This window comes from Microvirga sp. 2YAF29, assembly GCF_052114605.1.
Taxonomy (GTDB): domain Bacteria; phylum Pseudomonadota; class Alphaproteobacteria; order Rhizobiales; family Beijerinckiaceae; genus Microvirga.
Map to the genome: position 1 here is coordinate 13,142 of NZ_JBFRFB010000015.1, position 15,968 is coordinate 29,109.

General features: G+C 63.0%; 15 protein-coding genes. 5 read left to right on the forward strand and 10 right to left on the reverse strand.

Annotation, left to right across the window (positions count from 1 at the left end):
* Window positions 1–11: 11 nt before the first annotated feature.
* The 4 genes from AB4Y85_RS16815 to folE all read right to left on the reverse strand — a co-directional run bounded on the left by AB4Y85_RS16815 (window position 12) and on the right by folE (window position 3,636).
* Window positions 12–1,025: a patatin-like phospholipase family protein gene (locus AB4Y85_RS16815; RefSeq protein WP_441986070.1), complete on the reverse strand. Its 1,014-nt coding sequence runs from the start codon at window positions 1,023–1,025 to the stop codon at window positions 12–14.
* 82 nt (window positions 1,026–1,107) lie between these two features.
* On the reverse strand, window positions 1,108–2,268 hold the full coding sequence (locus tag AB4Y85_RS16820; RefSeq protein WP_441986071.1) for an MFS transporter: 1,161 nt from the start codon (window positions 2,266–2,268) through the stop codon (window positions 1,108–1,110).
* A 60-nt stretch (window positions 2,269–2,328) separates the two neighbouring features.
* Entirely contained in the window at window positions 2,329–2,745 is a 417-nt protein-coding gene (hisI, locus tag AB4Y85_RS16825; protein WP_441986072.1) for a phosphoribosyl-AMP cyclohydrolase, read from the reverse strand.
* A 255-nt stretch (window positions 2,746–3,000) separates the two neighbouring features.
* Entirely contained in the window at window positions 3,001–3,636 is a 636-nt protein-coding gene (gene folE / locus AB4Y85_RS16830) for a GTP cyclohydrolase I FolE (protein WP_441986073.1), read from the reverse strand.
* Window positions 3,637–3,804: 168 nt separating this feature from the next.
* Here folE and AB4Y85_RS16835 point away from each other — a divergent pair, with 168 nt between their 5' ends.
* The 3 genes from AB4Y85_RS16835 (at window position 3,805) to thrS (ending at window position 6,679) form a co-directional block, all read left to right on the forward strand.
* Window positions 3,805–4,248 carry an iron-sulfur cluster assembly scaffold protein gene (locus AB4Y85_RS16835; RefSeq protein ID WP_441986074.1) on the forward strand — a complete coding sequence of 148 codons (444 nt, stop codon included), beginning with the start codon at window positions 3,805–3,807 and terminating at the stop codon, window positions 4,246–4,248.
* Window positions 4,248–4,589, forward strand: a complete 342-nt coding sequence (gene yidD / locus AB4Y85_RS16840; protein WP_441986075.1) for a membrane protein insertion efficiency factor YidD — start codon at window positions 4,248–4,250, stop codon at window positions 4,587–4,589. The genes AB4Y85_RS16835 and yidD overlap by 1 nt, the downstream gene beginning before the upstream one ends.
* A gap of 77 nt (window positions 4,590–4,666) precedes the next feature.
* Window positions 4,667–6,679, forward strand: coding sequence for a threonine--tRNA ligase (gene thrS, locus AB4Y85_RS16845; protein ID WP_441986076.1), 2,013 nt, complete (start codon window positions 4,667–4,669; stop codon window positions 6,677–6,679).
* Between the two features lie 230 nt (window positions 6,680–6,909).
* Here the strand turns inward: thrS and AB4Y85_RS16850 are convergent, their stop codons facing one another.
* From AB4Y85_RS16850 to AB4Y85_RS16860, 3 genes are all read right to left on the reverse strand, one after another.
* The gene (locus AB4Y85_RS16850; protein WP_441986077.1) at window positions 6,910–8,280 is read right to left on the reverse strand and encodes a CBS domain-containing protein; all 1,371 of its coding nucleotides are present in this window, start codon (window positions 8,278–8,280) and stop codon (window positions 6,910–6,912) included.
* Window positions 8,281–8,375: 95 nt separating this feature from the next.
* Window positions 8,376–9,368 carry a hypothetical protein gene (locus tag AB4Y85_RS16855; protein ID WP_441986078.1) on the reverse strand — a complete coding sequence of 331 codons (993 nt, stop codon included), beginning with the start codon at window positions 9,366–9,368 and terminating at the stop codon, window positions 8,376–8,378.
* Between the two features lie 15 nt (window positions 9,369–9,383).
* Entirely contained in the window at window positions 9,384–11,816 is a 2,433-nt protein-coding gene (locus AB4Y85_RS16860) for a YfhO family protein (protein ID WP_441986079.1), read from the reverse strand.
* 289 nt (window positions 11,817–12,105) lie between these two features.
* Here AB4Y85_RS16860 and AB4Y85_RS16865 point away from each other — a divergent pair, with 289 nt between their 5' ends.
* Window positions 12,106–12,669, forward strand: coding sequence for a nitroreductase family protein (locus AB4Y85_RS16865; protein ID WP_441986080.1), 564 nt, complete (start codon window positions 12,106–12,108; stop codon window positions 12,667–12,669).
* A 14-nt stretch (window positions 12,670–12,683) separates the two neighbouring features.
* On the forward strand, window positions 12,684–13,292 hold the full coding sequence (locus AB4Y85_RS16870) for a flavin reductase family protein (protein WP_441986081.1): 609 nt from the start codon (window positions 12,684–12,686) through the stop codon (window positions 13,290–13,292).
* 14 nt (window positions 13,293–13,306) lie between these two features.
* Here AB4Y85_RS16870 and AB4Y85_RS16875 read toward each other — a convergent pair whose 3' ends face one another.
* The 3 genes from AB4Y85_RS16875 to AB4Y85_RS16885 all read right to left on the reverse strand — a co-directional run bounded on the left by AB4Y85_RS16875 (window position 13,307) and on the right by AB4Y85_RS16885 (window position 15,928).
* A complete protein-coding gene (locus AB4Y85_RS16875) occupies window positions 13,307–13,888 on the reverse strand; it encodes a class I SAM-dependent methyltransferase (protein ID WP_441986082.1) in 582 nt (193 codons plus the stop codon).
* Between the two features lie 694 nt (window positions 13,889–14,582).
* On the reverse strand, window positions 14,583–15,449 hold the full coding sequence (locus AB4Y85_RS16880; protein WP_441986083.1) for an HpcH/HpaI aldolase/citrate lyase family protein: 867 nt from the start codon (window positions 15,447–15,449) through the stop codon (window positions 14,583–14,585).
* Window positions 15,449–15,928: a MaoC family dehydratase gene (locus tag AB4Y85_RS16885; protein ID WP_441986084.1), complete on the reverse strand. Its 480-nt coding sequence runs from the start codon at window positions 15,926–15,928 to the stop codon at window positions 15,449–15,451. Before AB4Y85_RS16885 ends, AB4Y85_RS16880 begins: the two co-directional genes overlap by 1 nt.
* Window positions 15,929–15,968 lie beyond the last annotated feature (40 nt).

A 15,968-nucleotide genomic window follows, 5' to 3' on the forward strand; every position in this document is an offset into this window, starting at 1 on the left:
TGGGCTAACCCTCAAGTCGCCTGAGCTTCCTGCAACAACTCCCGAATATCCGGCAGGGCGCGTTCCGTGGCCTGCCGTCCGAGCGCGATGCATTCCTGCGCGCGGTGGAATTCGAACAGGCCCATCTTCGCGAGCTTCGGCGCGACCATGATGTCGGGCGGATCGCCCGCGAGGCGCGAGCGCGCGATGCGGTCCTGCGTGATGTTGAAGGCATCCACCATCACGGTCGCCAGGCCGGGCGCGTTGGGACGGCGCGGCTTGTCGGCGCGGGCGGCGGGGAAGATGCCCCACCGGCGCGGCGAACCTTCCATCGCTTCCTCGATCTCCTGCTCGTCGCTCGTCTCGGTATCATAGGATTGGATCACCGTGCCGCGCACGCGCACCTCGCCGTTGAGGTTGACGCAGATGACGAGATCCGCGCCGAGCGCGCGGGCGGCGGTGATCGGGATCGGGTTCACGAGAGCGCCGTCCATGAGCCAGCGCCCACCGATCATGACCGGATCGAACACGCCGGGCAGCGCATAGGACGCGCGCATGGCTTGCACGAGCGGGCCGCGCGTCAGCCAGATTTCGTGGCCGCTCATGAGCTCGGTGGCGATGGTGCAGAACTTGACGGGCAGCGTTTCCACGCGCCGGTCCGTGAGATCCTGGTCGAGAAGACGTTGCAGCCGTCCGCCCGCGATCAGGCCCGCGCCGCTGAAATGGAAATCGAGAAAGCCCATCACACGGCGCTTGGTGAGCGAGAGGGCGAAGGCTTCAAGTTCGTCGAGCTTGCCGGCGGCGTAGCATCCACCCACAACGGCGCCGATGGAACAGCCGGCGATCACATCGGGCGCGATGCCCGCCTCCGCCAGAACACGCAGCACACCGATATGGGACCAGCCTCTTGCGGCGCCTCCGCCGAGGGCCAGGCCGATCTTGATCTTGGCGCGGGGATCACGCTCCTGCGGCTGCTTGATCTCCACCACGCCTCCGCCGCCGCCCCCAGCCCCGGCGCTTCGCCGGGCAATGCCATCCCACAACATCGCGTCACTCCAAGCCGTTCACCTCGATCCTGGACACACGACATGAAGATCGGATGAAACGTGTCTTACAGTTTCATTTAGGTCACGTTGACGAAAACTGAACAGTAGGTGCGCGCAGGGCCCGCTGCGACAAAATGATGATGACGAAGGAAAGCCCGATCAGCACGGCGAACATGGCGCGAAGCCCGAAGAGATCACCGCCGAAGCCGATGAGCGGCGGGCCGCCGAGATAGCCGCCGTAACCGAGTGTCGCCACCATTGCGACGCCGACGCTCGGCGCTATGCCCTTCATCTGCGCCGCCGCGCTGAAGAGGACCGGCACGACATTGGCGAGGCCGAGGCCGACCAGGAAGAAGCCGACGGTCGCTGGAAGAGGATTCGGTAGGACGATGACCAGAAGGAGGCCGAGGGCGGCCAGCGCGCCGCCCAGCTGCACGATGCGGCCGCGTCCGATCCGGTTCACGATGGCATCGCCCAGGAAGCGGCAGATGGTCATGGCGACGGAGAAGGCGGCAAAACCCAGGACGGCCCGCTCCTCGGTCGCGCCGCCGACCGTCTGGAGGTAGATCGCCGTCCAATCCACCATGGCGCCTTCCACGATGAAGCAGAACATGGCGAGCACGGCGACGATGACCACGGGGCCGCGCGGAAGAGCGAAGCCGTGGCTCTCGGAGGCGCGTACCTTCTCCCCGATCATGCCGAAGGCGGCCGCCAGGGTGACCAACGCCATGCCGAGGCAGGAGACGGAGAGGGTCGCTGCGATCCCGAAATCGAGCCAGATCAGCAGCCCCGACATGGCTGCGCCCGCGAAGCCGCCGAGGCTGAAGAAGGCATGGAACGACGACATGATCGCCGAATCCCAGGTTTTCTCGACCACGGTGGCGTTGGTGTTCATGGCGATGTCCATGGTGCCGTTGCACGCGCCCGCCAGAAGCGCTGCCGCGACGAAGAAGCTGAGCGTGGGTGAGAGGCCGATCAGGAACAGCGAGGCGGTGAAGGCGAAGGCTGCGGCAAGCGTCGTCGCCTTGCTGCCGATATGGGTGATGGCCCAGCCCATCACCGGCATCAGCGCCACTGCGCCCAGCGCGAAAGCAAGCAGGCCGAGGCTGAGTTGCCCGTCACTGAGGCCCAACTCGGCCTTGAAGCGAGGAAGCTGCGCCGCCCAGGTGCCGATGCCAAAGCCATTGACGAAGAAGAGGGCGCTGGTGGCGGCCCGTGCCGGGAAAAGATCGCGTCGTGTCATTGGAGGGCTTTATAGGGCCTTCCGATGAATTTCACCTATTCGTCGATGGATGAGAGCCATTCAGCCCTGAACGAGTGTGGCTTTTCCGTCCGCCGTTTCGACCTTGCGGTAGAAGCAGGAGCGGCGGCCGGTGTGGCAGCAGCCGCCATCGCCGGCGACCTTCACCTTGAGCCACAAGGCATCCTGGTCGCAATCCACCCGCATCTCCAGCACCGTCTGGATCTGGCCGCTCGTGGCGCCCTTGTGCCAGAGCTCCCCGCGTGAGCGGGACCAGTACCAGGCTTCGCCGGTCTCGATGGTCATGGCTAGCGCCTCGGCATTCATGTGGGCCACCATCAGCAATTCGCCGGTCTCAGAATCGGTTGTCACGCAGGTCACGAGCCCGTCGGCCCCGAAACGCGGGCTGAGGACGGTGCCTTCCTCAAGCTCGGCCTTGGAGCCGGGGGCAGGAAAGGGGCTGGGGCAGGACGCGCACATGGGATGTCTCTGGACGATAGAGCTAAATTTCTACAGCACCTTATCCTGAGACGCTGGCCGAGAAAGCACAACCAACTCCCCCGTCATCACCGGCCTTGTGCTGGTGATCCCGATCACGTTGAGCGCCGCACTCTTCCAATCGGGATGGCCGGGACAAGCCCGGCCATGACGGAGATGAGAGAGTTTCATCGGCCAGACCCCATGAAGAGGGTCTGGAGGGTCGGCCCCCTCAATAAGCTAAAGCCGTGGCCAGCCTCAAGCCTTACCGTGCCGCACCAATGTCAGGAAACGCACCTGCTCGGTCGGGGCGTCCTTGAAGACACCGGTGAACTGGGTGGTCAGCGTCATGGCCCCGGCCTTCTGCACGCCGCGCATGGACATGCACATATGCTCGGCCTCGATCATCACGGCCACGCCGCGCGGCTCGAGCGCCTCGACCATCGCCTGGGCGATCTGGGCCGTCATGGTCTCCTGGGTCTGGAGACGGCGGGCATAGACCTCGACGAGGCGTGCGAGCTTGGACAGCCCCACGACGCCCTTGGTCGGGTAATAGGCGATGTGCGCCATGCCATAGAAGGGCACCATGTGGTGCTCGCAATGGGAATAGAAGGGGATGTCGCGCACGAGCACGATGTCGTCGTAGCCTTCGACCTCGGCGAAAACCTTGTTCAGCACGTCCTTCGGGTCGTCCTGATAGCCCGAATAGAACTCCTTGAACGCCTTGACGACGCGCTTGGGGGTGTCCAGCAGGCCTTCGCGCTGCGGATCATCGCCAGCCCAGCGGAGCAGGGTGCGAACGGCTGCTTCTGCCTCCTCCCGGGTCGGGCGGTCGGCAGACTTGTCGGCGACTGATACCAGGCGCGGGGACAAGGACTTAACCACATCTTCCATGTGGAGCCTCTCTTTTGTACTGCAACTCTAAGGGAAGCAGGGCGCTTCCGGTGTTGTCACTCCCGCCTTCCGTATAAGCCAACACACAGCCCCATCGCGAAGTTCGGTTATGATATTTATATAATGAGAAAGTTTGGTTCCTTCCCATGGGTAAAGTCATAACCTGAAATGCTGAATGATATCTATAGCCGTCGTGTCCTGGAGCTTGCGGCGAATATTCCCTGCTTAGGACGATTGGAAGCGCCTGACGCCTCTGCAACGGCCCATTCCAAGCTCTGTGGCTCAACGGTCACGGTTGACCTCAGAGTGGATGGAAACATCGTAATAGATTTCGCGCACGATGTGAAAGCATGCGCGCTCGGCCAAGCGACTTCGGCCATCATGGGCCAGCATGTTATCGGCTCCAGCGCCGAAGAACTGCGGCAGATTCGGGATCTGGCAATTCGTGTTCTCAAGCAGAACGGTGAGCCGCCCACCGGCAAATGGGAGGAACTTGGCATCCTTGAGCCCCTGCGCGAGTACAAGGCCCGGCATGCTTCGATCCTGCTCACCTTCGACGCGGTGGTCGATGCCCTCGATCAGATCGCGGCCCGGCGGGGGAGCGAGGCCTGATGCCGAGTCCCGTCCAGCAGGCGGCGCATTGGGCGATCCGGGGCTACCAGCTCAGCTTGTCAGGACTGGTCGGCCGCCAGTGTAGACACCTGCCGTCCTGTTCCGAATATACCGACGAGGCGATCCAGAAATACGGCTTCTGGCCGGGCGGCTGGATGGGTTTTGCCCGCATCTGCCGCTGCGGACCCTTCGGCACCTCCGGCATCGACAATGTTCCTGAAACATTGCCCGAAGGCTCGGCCTGGTATAAGCCGTGGGCCTACGGTCGCTGGCGGGGCGTGAACGCGCCGAAAAATCCCCCTGCGATCACTTGCGAGTCTGTCGAACCTGACGGCGGCTGATTTCGCCTTTTCCAACAAACCGTCGGCCCCCGCTTACCTGCTCCGTTGGCAGGAGTGAGCCAGGAGATATTTTGACGATGATCACCCTGACATTTCCCGATGGCGCTCAGCGCCAGTTTGAGCCCGGCATCTCCGGTCGCGAGATCGTGGAAGGCATTGCCAAGTCGCTTGCCAAGCGCACGGTCGCCATGGCGCTCGACGGCACCGTGACGGATCTTGCCGATCCGATCACGACGGATGCCAAGATCGAATTCTTGAACCGCGAAGACCCGCGCGCGCTGGAGCTGATCCGGCACGATGCCGCGCACGTGCTGGCCGAGGCGGTGCAGGAGCTTTTCCCGGGAACGCAGGTGACCATCGGTCCCGTGATCGAGAACGGCTTCTATTACGACTTCGCGCGCAACGAGCCCTTCACCCCTGAAGACTTTCCCGCCATCGAGGCGAAGATGCGCGAGATCATCGCGCGCGATAAGCCTTTCACAAAGGAAGTCTGGAGCCGCGACAAGGCCAAGCAGGTCTTCAAGGACAAGGGCGAGACCTACAAGATCGAGCTCATCGATGCGATCCCGGCGGGCCAGGATCTCAAGATCTACTTCCAAGGCGACTGGTTCGATCTCTGCCGCGGTCCGCACATGTCCTCGACGGGCAAGATCGGCAACGCCTTCAAGCTCATGAAGGTGGCGGGCGCCTATTGGCGCGGTGACTCGAACAACGCGATGCTCACCCGCATCTACGCGACCGCTTGGGCGTCTCAGGAAGACCTCGACAACTACATCCGCCAGCTCGAAGAAGCCGAGAAGCGCGATCACCGCCGCCTGGGCCGCGAGATGGACCTGTTCCACTTCCAGGAGGAGGGGCCGGGCGTCGTATTCTGGCACCCGAAGGGCTGGACGGTGTTCCAGGAGCTGATCTCCTATATGCGCCGCCGCCTGAAGGGCACCTATCAGGAGGTGAACGCGCCGCAGATTCTCGACAAGGCCCTGTGGGAGACCTCCGGTCACTGGGGCTGGTATCGCGAGAACATGTTCGCGACGCAGACCGAGGACGAGCGCGTCTTTGCCATCAAGCCGATGAACTGCCCGGGCCACGTGCAGATCTTCAAGCACGGCTTGAAATCTTACCGCGACCTGCCGCTGCGCCTTGCCGAATTCGGCAATGTGCACCGCTACGAGCCCTCGGGCGCGCTGCACGGATTGATGCGCGTGCGCGGCTTCACGCAGGATGACGCGCATATCTTCTGCACGGAAGATCAGCTCGCGGAAGAGTGCCTGAAGATCAACGATCTGATCCTCTCGACCTATGCCGATTTCGGCTTCGGCGACATCGTCGTGAAGCTCTCGACGAGGCCTGAGAAGCGCGTCGGCACCGACGAGATGTGGGATCATGCGGAAGACGTGATGACCCGCGTTCTGAAGCAAATCGAGGACCAGTCCGGCGGACGCATCAAGACCTCGATCAATCCGGGCGAGGGTGCGTTCTACGGGCCGAAGTTCGAATACGTGCTGCGCGATGCCATCGGCCGCGACTGGCAATGCGGCACCACGCAGGTGGACTTCAATCTGCCGGAGCGCTTCGGCGCGTTCTATGTCGATGCGGACGGCCAGAAGAAGACGCCCGTCATGGTGCACCGCGCGATCTGCGGCTCCATGGAGCGCTTTACCGGCATCCTGATCGAGCATTTCGCCGGTCACTTCCCGCTCTGGCTCGCGCCGACGCAGGTCGTGGTTGCCACCATCACCTCCGAGGGCGATGACTACGCCATGGAAGTGGTGAAGGCAGCGGAAGCAGCCGGTCTTCGCGTGGAAGCCGATCTTCGCAACGAGAAGATCAATTACAAGGTCCGCGAACATTCGCTGGTGAAGGTGCCGGTGCTTCTCGTGGTTGGCCGCAAGGAAGCTGCGGAGCGCACCGTCTCCATCCGCCGCCTCGGCAGCCCGGACCAGAAGTCCATGTCGCTCGATGAGGCTTTGAAAGCGCTTGCGGCGGAAGCCATCACGCCGGACCGTCGGAGTGTCGCGAAGGCTGTGTCGGAGCCGGAAGGTCACGCTACGCTCGATGGTCACCACGTGGTGGCTGGTACGGTGGCGTAGGGCTTCCGATCTGCGAATGAATGAAGGCGGCGCCTCTGAGAGGGAGCGCCGCCTTTTTCGTTGGAAAGTTCAATGGCCTGAGCCGGTCTCGCTCGAACATCTCCACGTCATGGCCGGGCTTGTCCCGGCCATCCCGATGCGAAGAGCGGAGCGCTCACCATGATCGGGATCACCGGCACAAGGCCGGTGATGACGGGCGGAGGGCTATGGGACAGGTAAAGTTCCTGCGCTCAACTCTTCTGCTGCTGACTTCCGCTCTTGCGTCCTCCGGATGCGCTGCCCGCTGCCGTTCCAGCCGTGCCGCTACCCGGATTGCCGCTCGCCGCAACCGCATCACCCGCTCCCGTGCCGGTCATGCGCTCACCTTGGCGTTGGCCAACACGCAGATTGTTCTGCACATGGCTCACGCCCGTCACGGCCTCCACGATATCCTCTGCCCAGCGCTTCTCGTTGCGGTCGCGCACGGTGCCGGTGAGCGTGACTTCGCGGTTTTGCACGCTCACCTCGATCTCCGATGCATCCACCCGCACATTGTCGCTGAGGCGTTCGTTCACATCCTCACGGATGCGATCATCCGAGCGTTGGTAGTTGCGCGGTCCTCGTCCGCGATGATCGTCCCGGCGAACCTCACCGCGGCTGGCGGTGGCGTCGTTACTGAGGCGGGTATTCCCAGGGCCGACACCGTAATTACTGTGGTCACGGCGTTCATTCACGAGGCTCCAGGTGCGCTCGCGATCCTGCATGAGGCGGTCGCTCTCGCTGCTGTCGTCGCCGGGACGAGCGCGCTCGCCGGTGATGGTGGAGGCGCCGAAGCGTGGCGGCTGGTAGCCGCGACCGGCGGAGCCGCGGCCTGCATATTCATCGCCCGAGTTCTGATAACCGTCGCCGCCGAAGCCACCGCGCATGCGGGCATTGCGCATGTTCTCCTCGCCGGGATAGCCGAAGCTGCCGAAGGCGGCGCGCACATCGTCCTCGTCGTGGAAGCGGAATTCGGTACCGCCGCGCCGCTCATCCCGCAGCGAGCCGCCCCGGCTGCGCTGTTCATGATAATCGTGCGGACGGTGCCGGAAGTCATTGTCGCGCTGCATGCGCCGGTCGAGTTCGCGCCGCTCGTCGTCTGTGAGGCGGGAGCCGCCACGGCGTGTCTGGTCGGCCCGCATGCTCGACGGCGTACCCGTGCGGTCGGGTTCGGACGGAGAAGAAATCCTATTCAGAGCACGCGAGGCATCGCCCTCGCTGTCGGTGGCGAGATCACCGAGCGCGACGATGCCAACGAGATGCTTGTCATGATCGATGACCGGCAGACGTCTGATCTGGTGATCGCTCATCAGCTGAACGATGTGGCCCACATCGTCGTTGTCGAAGCACCACCACACATTGTCCGACATGATATCGCGAACGCGGGTCGTATCGGGCGGCAGGCCCGCAGCGGTGGCGCGCACGGTGATGTCGCGATCCGTCACCATGCCACGCAGGCGGCGACCGTCGCAGACGGGCAGGACGCCCACATTCATCTCGTCCATGAGCCGCGCGGCTTCCTGGATCGTCCGTTCGGGAGCGACCACGCGCACATTGCGGGTCATGATGTCTGAAATCTTCATGAGCTTCATCCCTCGCAAGGTCACGCCTTGAAGGTTCGAAGCATGCTTGGCGCGACCGAATTGGTGATCGGTCAACACAAGGAAGCGGGAAAGGTTCAGGGATTGGAGCTGACGAGCACTTCGATGTCCCGGTCGAGACCGCTCTCGACCTTGAAGTCTTTCGTATAGACCTTGCCCTCGTGGCGGGCGATCAGCACGTAATCGCCCTCGGCCAGCGTCACCGACGGAAAGGCGCCGATGGCTTCGCGGATCACGTCGCCGCCGGGGGTGAGAACGCTGAAGGTTGTGCCAGCGAAAGCCTCGCCGCCCTCCGCTGCGACGAGCTTGAGCGTGACGGTGGCTGCGCGATGGTTCAGTGTCGCTTCGGTCACGCGGCCGGATTCGACCTTCAGGTCGCTTCGCATGATCGCGTTGGCATCGCCGAAGGTGGAGACCACGTGATAGGTGCCCTCTGGCAGGCGGATTATGTCGTTCGGCTTGGCATTGGCGATGACGAGCCGCCCTTCGGAATTCTGCGCTTCCGGCACATAGACGGAGAAGGTCAGGCGGTTCGCCGCAATCGGGCTTTCGCCGACAGCGCCCTTCAGCCTCAGCGCGCCCGCGCTCACCACGAGGCGCTCGTTGAGGCTGCCGCTCTGCACGGTGATGCGCTTCGAAGCGCTGGCGAAGCCGTAGGAGACATGCACGATGTAGTTGCCGGGAGCCAGCGTGAAGCTAGGGCTGGGGCTGTTGGAACGCGTGATGATGACAGGCTGCGTCGTATCGCCCTTGTCCTCGAATACGCGCCAGATGAGGCCGGAACGGATCGGCTCGTTGTTTCCGGCAAAGACGGCGCCCGCATTCACCATCACCTGCCTCGAGGTGGTCGTGGGCGGCGGCGTCTGCGACAGGGAGGGCATGCCCGGCGCCGTGGGGCCAAGCGGGACAGGACCAAGCGGGGCAGGACCAAGGGGAGCAGGACCAAGCGTCTGCGGAGGGCCGAGCGGCTGGCCGAGCGCAGGGTTCAGGCTCTGCGCGGACACGGCGGGGGCCGCCAGCGTTGCTGCCAGGATCACGAGGGAAGGAACAGGTTTTACAAACGGCATCATCAAAGGATCAATAACTTACCTGACCGGCGTGGCAATCGCGGTCTGAATCGGGGCGGTGTCCGGCTCCACGAGGTCGCTCGCCGCCGCGACAAGGTTCTCCATGGACATGGGGCGGAAGGCGAATTCGACACGGTGCTTGCCGGCCGGGACCTCGACGCCGCGGAACAGCAGGTTGGCGCGCAGCATGGGCCGGCGCTCGCCGTCCACGCTCACTTCCCAGCCTGGGTAATAGATATCGTGCAGCACGAGAACGCCATGCGCATCGCTCTCCACATCGAGCGTGACGGAGTTGCGCTTGTAACTCACGATCCGCACCTTGCCGGCGGCTGCATCCGCGACCGGGCGGACGGGAGCGTAATGGGCCTTCAGGAGCGGCATGCTCTCGATATCGATCAAGGCTTCCGTATCGCGCTTGAACTCGGGCAGCTCCTCCATGCCGAGCACGGATTCGGAATCCACAGGCTGGACGTGATGCGCGAGATAAGCGCGAGGGCTCGACGTGTTGAGGCGGTAGATCCACATGCGGCCCGTGCCGTAGACGATCTCCGCATCGGTCAGACGCGGGAAGTGGCGCGGCAGCTTTTCGACCGGTCGGTCCAGGACGAGATAATCGAGGCCGAGCAGGCTCGCGAGCTCGCATTCATAACCCCGGAACGAGGTGGGGAAACTGCGCAGGTTCGGATCCTCGGCGTTCTCGCCGGGTCCGATAGCGCGCTCGTAATCGGCAAGCCGGAGCGGGTTGTAGCCGATGATGTCCTCGATCTCGAGCACCATGGAGGCGTTCTGCCAGGAACCGCGAAGTCCCAGGATCTCGACGCGCGGGTATTCGCCATGAGCCTGCCTGTCGGCGAGCTCGCGCTTGAGGATCTGGAGGCCCTGCAGCTGCTCGGGCGGGAGCTTGGTGAACACTGTGTAGCGTTCGGCGGGCTCTGCGTTCAGGGCTGAAGCGGCGTGGCGGGAGATAAGTTCACCGCCGGTCAGAACGACGAGCGCGAGCACGACAGCTTCGCGGCGGCGGGATGGGCCGCCGAATTTCGCCACCAGAACCATAACGAGGAGCGCCGCGGTCAATCCGGCGGAGGTTTCGAGCAGGGCAGGCGTCACGAAGCCGCCTTTGAACGCGAAGGCGAACGCGCTGGCAATGGCTGCCGCCACGAGCCCGCCCGCCAGGATCGGCAGAGCGACCCAGAAATGGCCGAGCGTATTCCTGTTCCAGCGCGGTATGCCTTCGACCGCGTAGCGATGAACGAGATAGCCGGCGGAAAAGGCCAGGATGATGTTGACGAGGAAGGTGGCATCCGCCGGGCGACGGTAGAGGTTCACGCCGGGAATGGCATCGAAGATCACCTCGAAGCCGGGTGTGTAGCGGCCGAGCGCGTAGAAGATCGCAAGCAGGCCGATCACCAGGAAGAACCGGAACTCCCGCGCGAAGAGCCGACCTCCTGCAATGCCGTGCCAGATGATGAACAGAGCCGGGATCGTGCCGATGAACAGGTAGTTCGTGGCCCGGTCAGTCCAGGTGCCCTCGGAGAGGCTATGCCAATCCGGTCCCCAGTAATCGTAGGTCCAGCGGAGCGAGCCGAAGATATTGCCGAAGAGGATCGTGGCGAGACTCTGCGGCGGCAGAGAGCCCATGGCTGCAACGCCGAAGCCGAAGGAGGGACGGGTCGAAGTCGCGAGGAATTGCAGGGTCAGGACGACCGGCACCGCCAGAAGCGCAGCGCCGACCAGGGCCATGGACACCAGAAGGCCCAGGCGCGACCGCAGGAAGCTCCAGGGGCGCTCGTCGCGGCAGATGCGGTAGCCTGCAAAGCCGATGAGCGTGAGCGCGCACAGGAAGGCCACCTGATCGCGTCCCACTACCATCATGGCGGCACTGACAGCAAAAAGGATGGCGTAGAGGTAGGAGCGGCGGTCGAGGGCTTCTTCGAGCAGCCAGAAGGCGAGGGGGAAGAAGCCGTAGCTGAAGATCATGCCCGTGTGCTGCAGGCGGGCCGTGGCCGAGCCGCCGAGCATGAAGACGATTGCCGCGACCACCGCACCTGTCGAATGCCAGCCGCGACGGCGGAAGATCGGCACGAAGGCCAGCGCGCCGGGGAGCAGATGCGCGAAGACTGCCAAGTCGAAGGCCTGCATGGAGGCTTCGGGGTTCAGCCAGCCGAAGAAAAGCATGGTCGGGGTGAACAGCAGGGATTGCGGATCGGCCGCCGAGGGGTGCCCACCGAAATGGTAGGGGTTCCAGAGCGGTAGCTCGCCATGTGCGAGAGCTGCGCCGAGATATCGCAGGGTGGGATAGAACTGGTTCTTGGAATCCCAGGGCACGACGGAGCCCGTCAGGGGCCAGATCGTAGCGGCGAGCGCCCATGCAGCAAGGATCAGGGCAAGAGCCAGGAGCGTCTGGCGCCTCGACCACTGGGATGAGGAAGGAGGGCCTGGAAGCCCGATCATGGATGTCTGCATGTCCCCTTAGGCGACCCTACGCCAATCCTTGCCCAGTCTTGATCAGGCAAGCCGCAAGGCGTGCCCCAGGCCGGAAACCTGCTTGGCGTGTGACCGCGCTCCCCCTATACATCCGTTGCTGCTTTTTTCGTTGCAACGGCCTTCATCTGCGAGAACCCGCGCTTGTGAACAGCAGCAAGACGGCAACACCATGGCAGGAACCATGCCTGCTGCCTTCCGCCCTTGCGGGGGTATCCGCCTTCATTGTTTCACACTATTCAACCCGAATGAAGATCCTATGAATGAAAGCCTTTCCCGCCTCTTGAGCCGCCGTTCCGTTCCGTCCCGCTGGCTCGGCACACCCGGCCCCTCGGCGGAGGAGATCGAGACCCTGCTCAAGGTGGCTTCCCGGGTGCCGGACCATGGCAAACTGGTGCCCTGGCGCTTCATTCTCATCGAGGGGGAGGCCCGGCAGCGGATGGGTGAGGTCCTCGTCTCAGCTTTCAAGACCGACAATCCCGACGCCGACGAGGCTAAGCTGGCCACGGAGCGCAACCGCTTCGCCCTGGCGCCTCTGGTGGTGGCGGTGGTGTCCCGCGCAGGCCCGCATGCGAAGATCCCGGAATGGGAACAGGAACTCTCGGCGGGCGCCGTCTGCATGAATCTTCTGACGGCTGCGACCTTCATGGGCTTCGGCGCCTCCTGGCTCACAGGCTGGTCCGCCTTCGACCGCCGTGTCCTCGACGCGCTGGGTCTTGCACCCGGTGAGCGAATCGCGGGCTATATCCATATCGGCACGGCCACGGAAACACCGGCGGATCGCGACCGTCCCAACCTTGCCGATATCATCACCCGGTTCTGAGACGTCGAAAGCCCATGTTCTACGAGACCGCCTCGAATGCCCACGGCCTGCCGCACGATCCCTTCAAGGCTATCGTCACGCCCCGGCCCATCGGCTGGATCACGGCCATGAGTGCGAAAGGCGAGATCAACCTCTCGCCCTATTCGTTCTTCAATGCGATCTCGGAGCGCCCGCCCATGGTGGCCTTCTCCTCGGCGGGAAAGAAGGACGCGCTCACGTTCATCGAAGAGACGAAGGAATTCGTCTGCAATCTCGCGACCTACGACCTGCGCGACAAGATGAACGCCACCTCGGCGGCGCTGCCGCGCGGCGTGAACGAGATGGACCATGCGGGATTGGCAGCTGCTCCCTCGAAGATGGTCAAGCCCCCACGCGTGGCGGATTCACCCGCCGCGCTCGAATGCAAATGGCTTCAGACCGTGCCGCTGACGCCACTCGATGGCGGCGAACCGTCGTATTATCTCGTGATCGGGCAGGTGGTCGGCATCCATATCGACGACCGCTACATCGTGAACGGCCTCCTCGACACTGCCGCCATGCGCCCCATCGCACGGGCAGGCTACCGCGATTACTTCGTCTCCACGCCGGACACGAAGTTCTCGATCACACGACCCGGCGGCTAGGTGCAAAACAGCTGCTAGCGGTGTGCGTCGTAGAAGGACACCATGTCCTTCGGGTGAAGTGATCTGTTGGATTTCGTGCCGAGAAAGAACACGCCGCTCGCAGCATCCGCGTTCTCGCCGGCTTTGGCGAAGCGCTCCACGAACCGGAGCAGACTGAATGGCATGGACAATGCCTGGGAAATCCTGTCGCCTGCGCCCATGGCACGCGCGAAGTAACGGACCGACCACCTGAGTGCGACGGCTGCTCCTCCGACCGTGCCGGATTCGATCTCGTCGAAGCGACGGAAAAGCCACCGATGTCCGCCTAAAGTGAACCGCGTAAAATCATAAGCGTTCTCGTGTACCTGCTGCATGAAGGGCGTATCGGCGTAGACGACGCCGCCTTCTCGAAGAACGCGGTGAATTTCTTCCACGACTTTCTGCGGCTCCAGAACATGCTCCAACACCGCTTGTATCCACACACCGTCAAAGACTTCATCCTTGAACGGTAATTGGTGGCCATCCGCGAGCAGGACAGTGAGCGGCGAAGCATAGACATCGGTGCCGACAACCTTCAGGTCCAAATCGGTGTAAAGCTCCTTCGCTCCGGAGCCCATGGTACCTCCGCCGATCACAAGAACCCGTGGGCGAGGCGAGAGTTCTTTCGCCCGATCAATGAAATGACTCGCCTTCTTTTCTGCGATCCTGTTCGTACCATGGATGACATTGCGTAAACGGGACTTCGGGCTGGACCTCATGAAGTCCCTTCGTAAAACCGAGCCGCTGCCATCGTTGTAACGGGAGCGGTCAAAGATGCTGTTCTCGAAGTCGATCAATACAGGCTGTTCACCGACGAAGGGAAAGCCATCGCTCGCATAGGGACATTCGGAATTCGAACAGAGAACTTGTGTGTCGCCTTCGTATCGGAGCGAGAAATGGCAGGCAGGGCAGCAGGTGATACTCTGTTCGTATGTCTTCACAAGGGAGGCTGGCGAGTGTTCCCTCTCGTCGGCTTTCGACCGTACCTGCGGATGGTTCGCAGCAAGGTCACTCGATAAATGGACCCAACTCGGTGCCGTACTTCTGGATTGAGCCATGAAATGCCCCTCCTGCCAGGTACTGGTCTCGCGGCTCAGCGCATGTCTAGGAAACTATCCATGATCTCGTGTTGGTTCGAACGCGTGCTGCTATAGGAAGGAATGCAATACAGGCAATTTATTGGCGATGACTTGTTCGCCTCATGTCTCGCGCGGTCATCTGCTTTGCAATGGCTCTGAGACGAGCACACTCTGCGCAAACAGCGTAATTGACCTAGCCCGCACGCTTCAGCAGCCGCTCCGCCCGCAGCAGATGCGGGCGGTCCAGCATTTCGCCATTTACGCCGACGACGCCGACACCCGGATTGGCTTTGAAGGCTTCGATCACGGCTTTTGCGCGCTCGATAGCTTCCTGTGAGGGTGTGAAGGCTTCGTTGATGACCGGCACTTGGGCGGGATGGATCGCCATCTTCGCCACGAAACCGTCTCGGCGCGCAGCGCGGCACTCGGTGGCGAGGCCTTCCATGTCGCGGAAATTCGTGAAGACGGAATCGATGGGATCGACACCTGCCGCAGCCGCGCCGAAGAGCGTCAGCGAGCGGGCGAGGCGATAGGGATCGGTGTAAGCGCCGCTCTCGTCGCGATTGGTCTCCGCTCCGATATCGGCGGACAGGTCTTCGCCGCCCCAGGTCAGGCCCATGAGGCGGTGGCTCGATCCGGCGAATGTGCCGAGCGCGAAGACGCCGGCGGCATTCTCCGTCGCGATGGCGAGGATGCGCGTTGCGCCATCGGCAAGGCCGAATTCCGCTTCGCGCACGGCGAGCTTCGCGCCGAGATGCGCCACATCCGTGCCGCCGATGGTCTTCGGCAGCACCACGCCGTCCGGCGCGGACCGCATGACGCCGTCGAGATCGGCATCGATCATGCCCGTGGTGAGGCCGTTCACGCGCACATAGAGGCGGGGACGGTTCGTGCTGCTTCCATGCTCGGACAAAAAGTCGGAAGTGACTTTCCGCGCTTCGTCCTTGGCGCTGAGATCGACGGAATCTTCCAGGTCGATCAGCAGAATATCGGCGCCGGAGGTCAGCGCCTTGTCGAGCTTCTTCCGGCTGTCGCCAGGAACGAAAAGCAGCGAACGCATCAGGCGTTCCTCTTGCGCATGAAGGCCTGGCGGCGGCACTCGGCGACGAGCGTTCCATCCTGCTTATAGGCACGGTGGATAAAGTCGACGATGCCCGCATCGGGGCGCGATTTCGACTCGCGCTTGTCGGCGACTTCCGTCGTCACGTTGATGGTGTCGCCCTCGAATAGGGGTGCGGGGAACTTCACGTCCGTCATGCCGAGATTGGCGATGGTTGTGCCCACGGTCGTATCGTTCACGGAGATGCCGATCATCAGGCCCAGCGTGAACAGGGAGTTCATGAGCGGCTTGCCCCATTCCGTTTCAGTCGCGCAGAAATGCGCGTCGATATGGAGCGGCTGCGGATTGAGCGTCATGTTGGAGAACAGCATGTTGTCCATCTGCGTCACCGTGCGGGTGAGTCGGTGCTTGATGGTCGAGCCGACGGCGAAGTCCTCGAAGTAAAGGCCGCCACGCGGGTGTCTGTTCTCATCGTGCATGGCATATCCTCCTCAACACGGGCATGTTGTTCATGCCTTA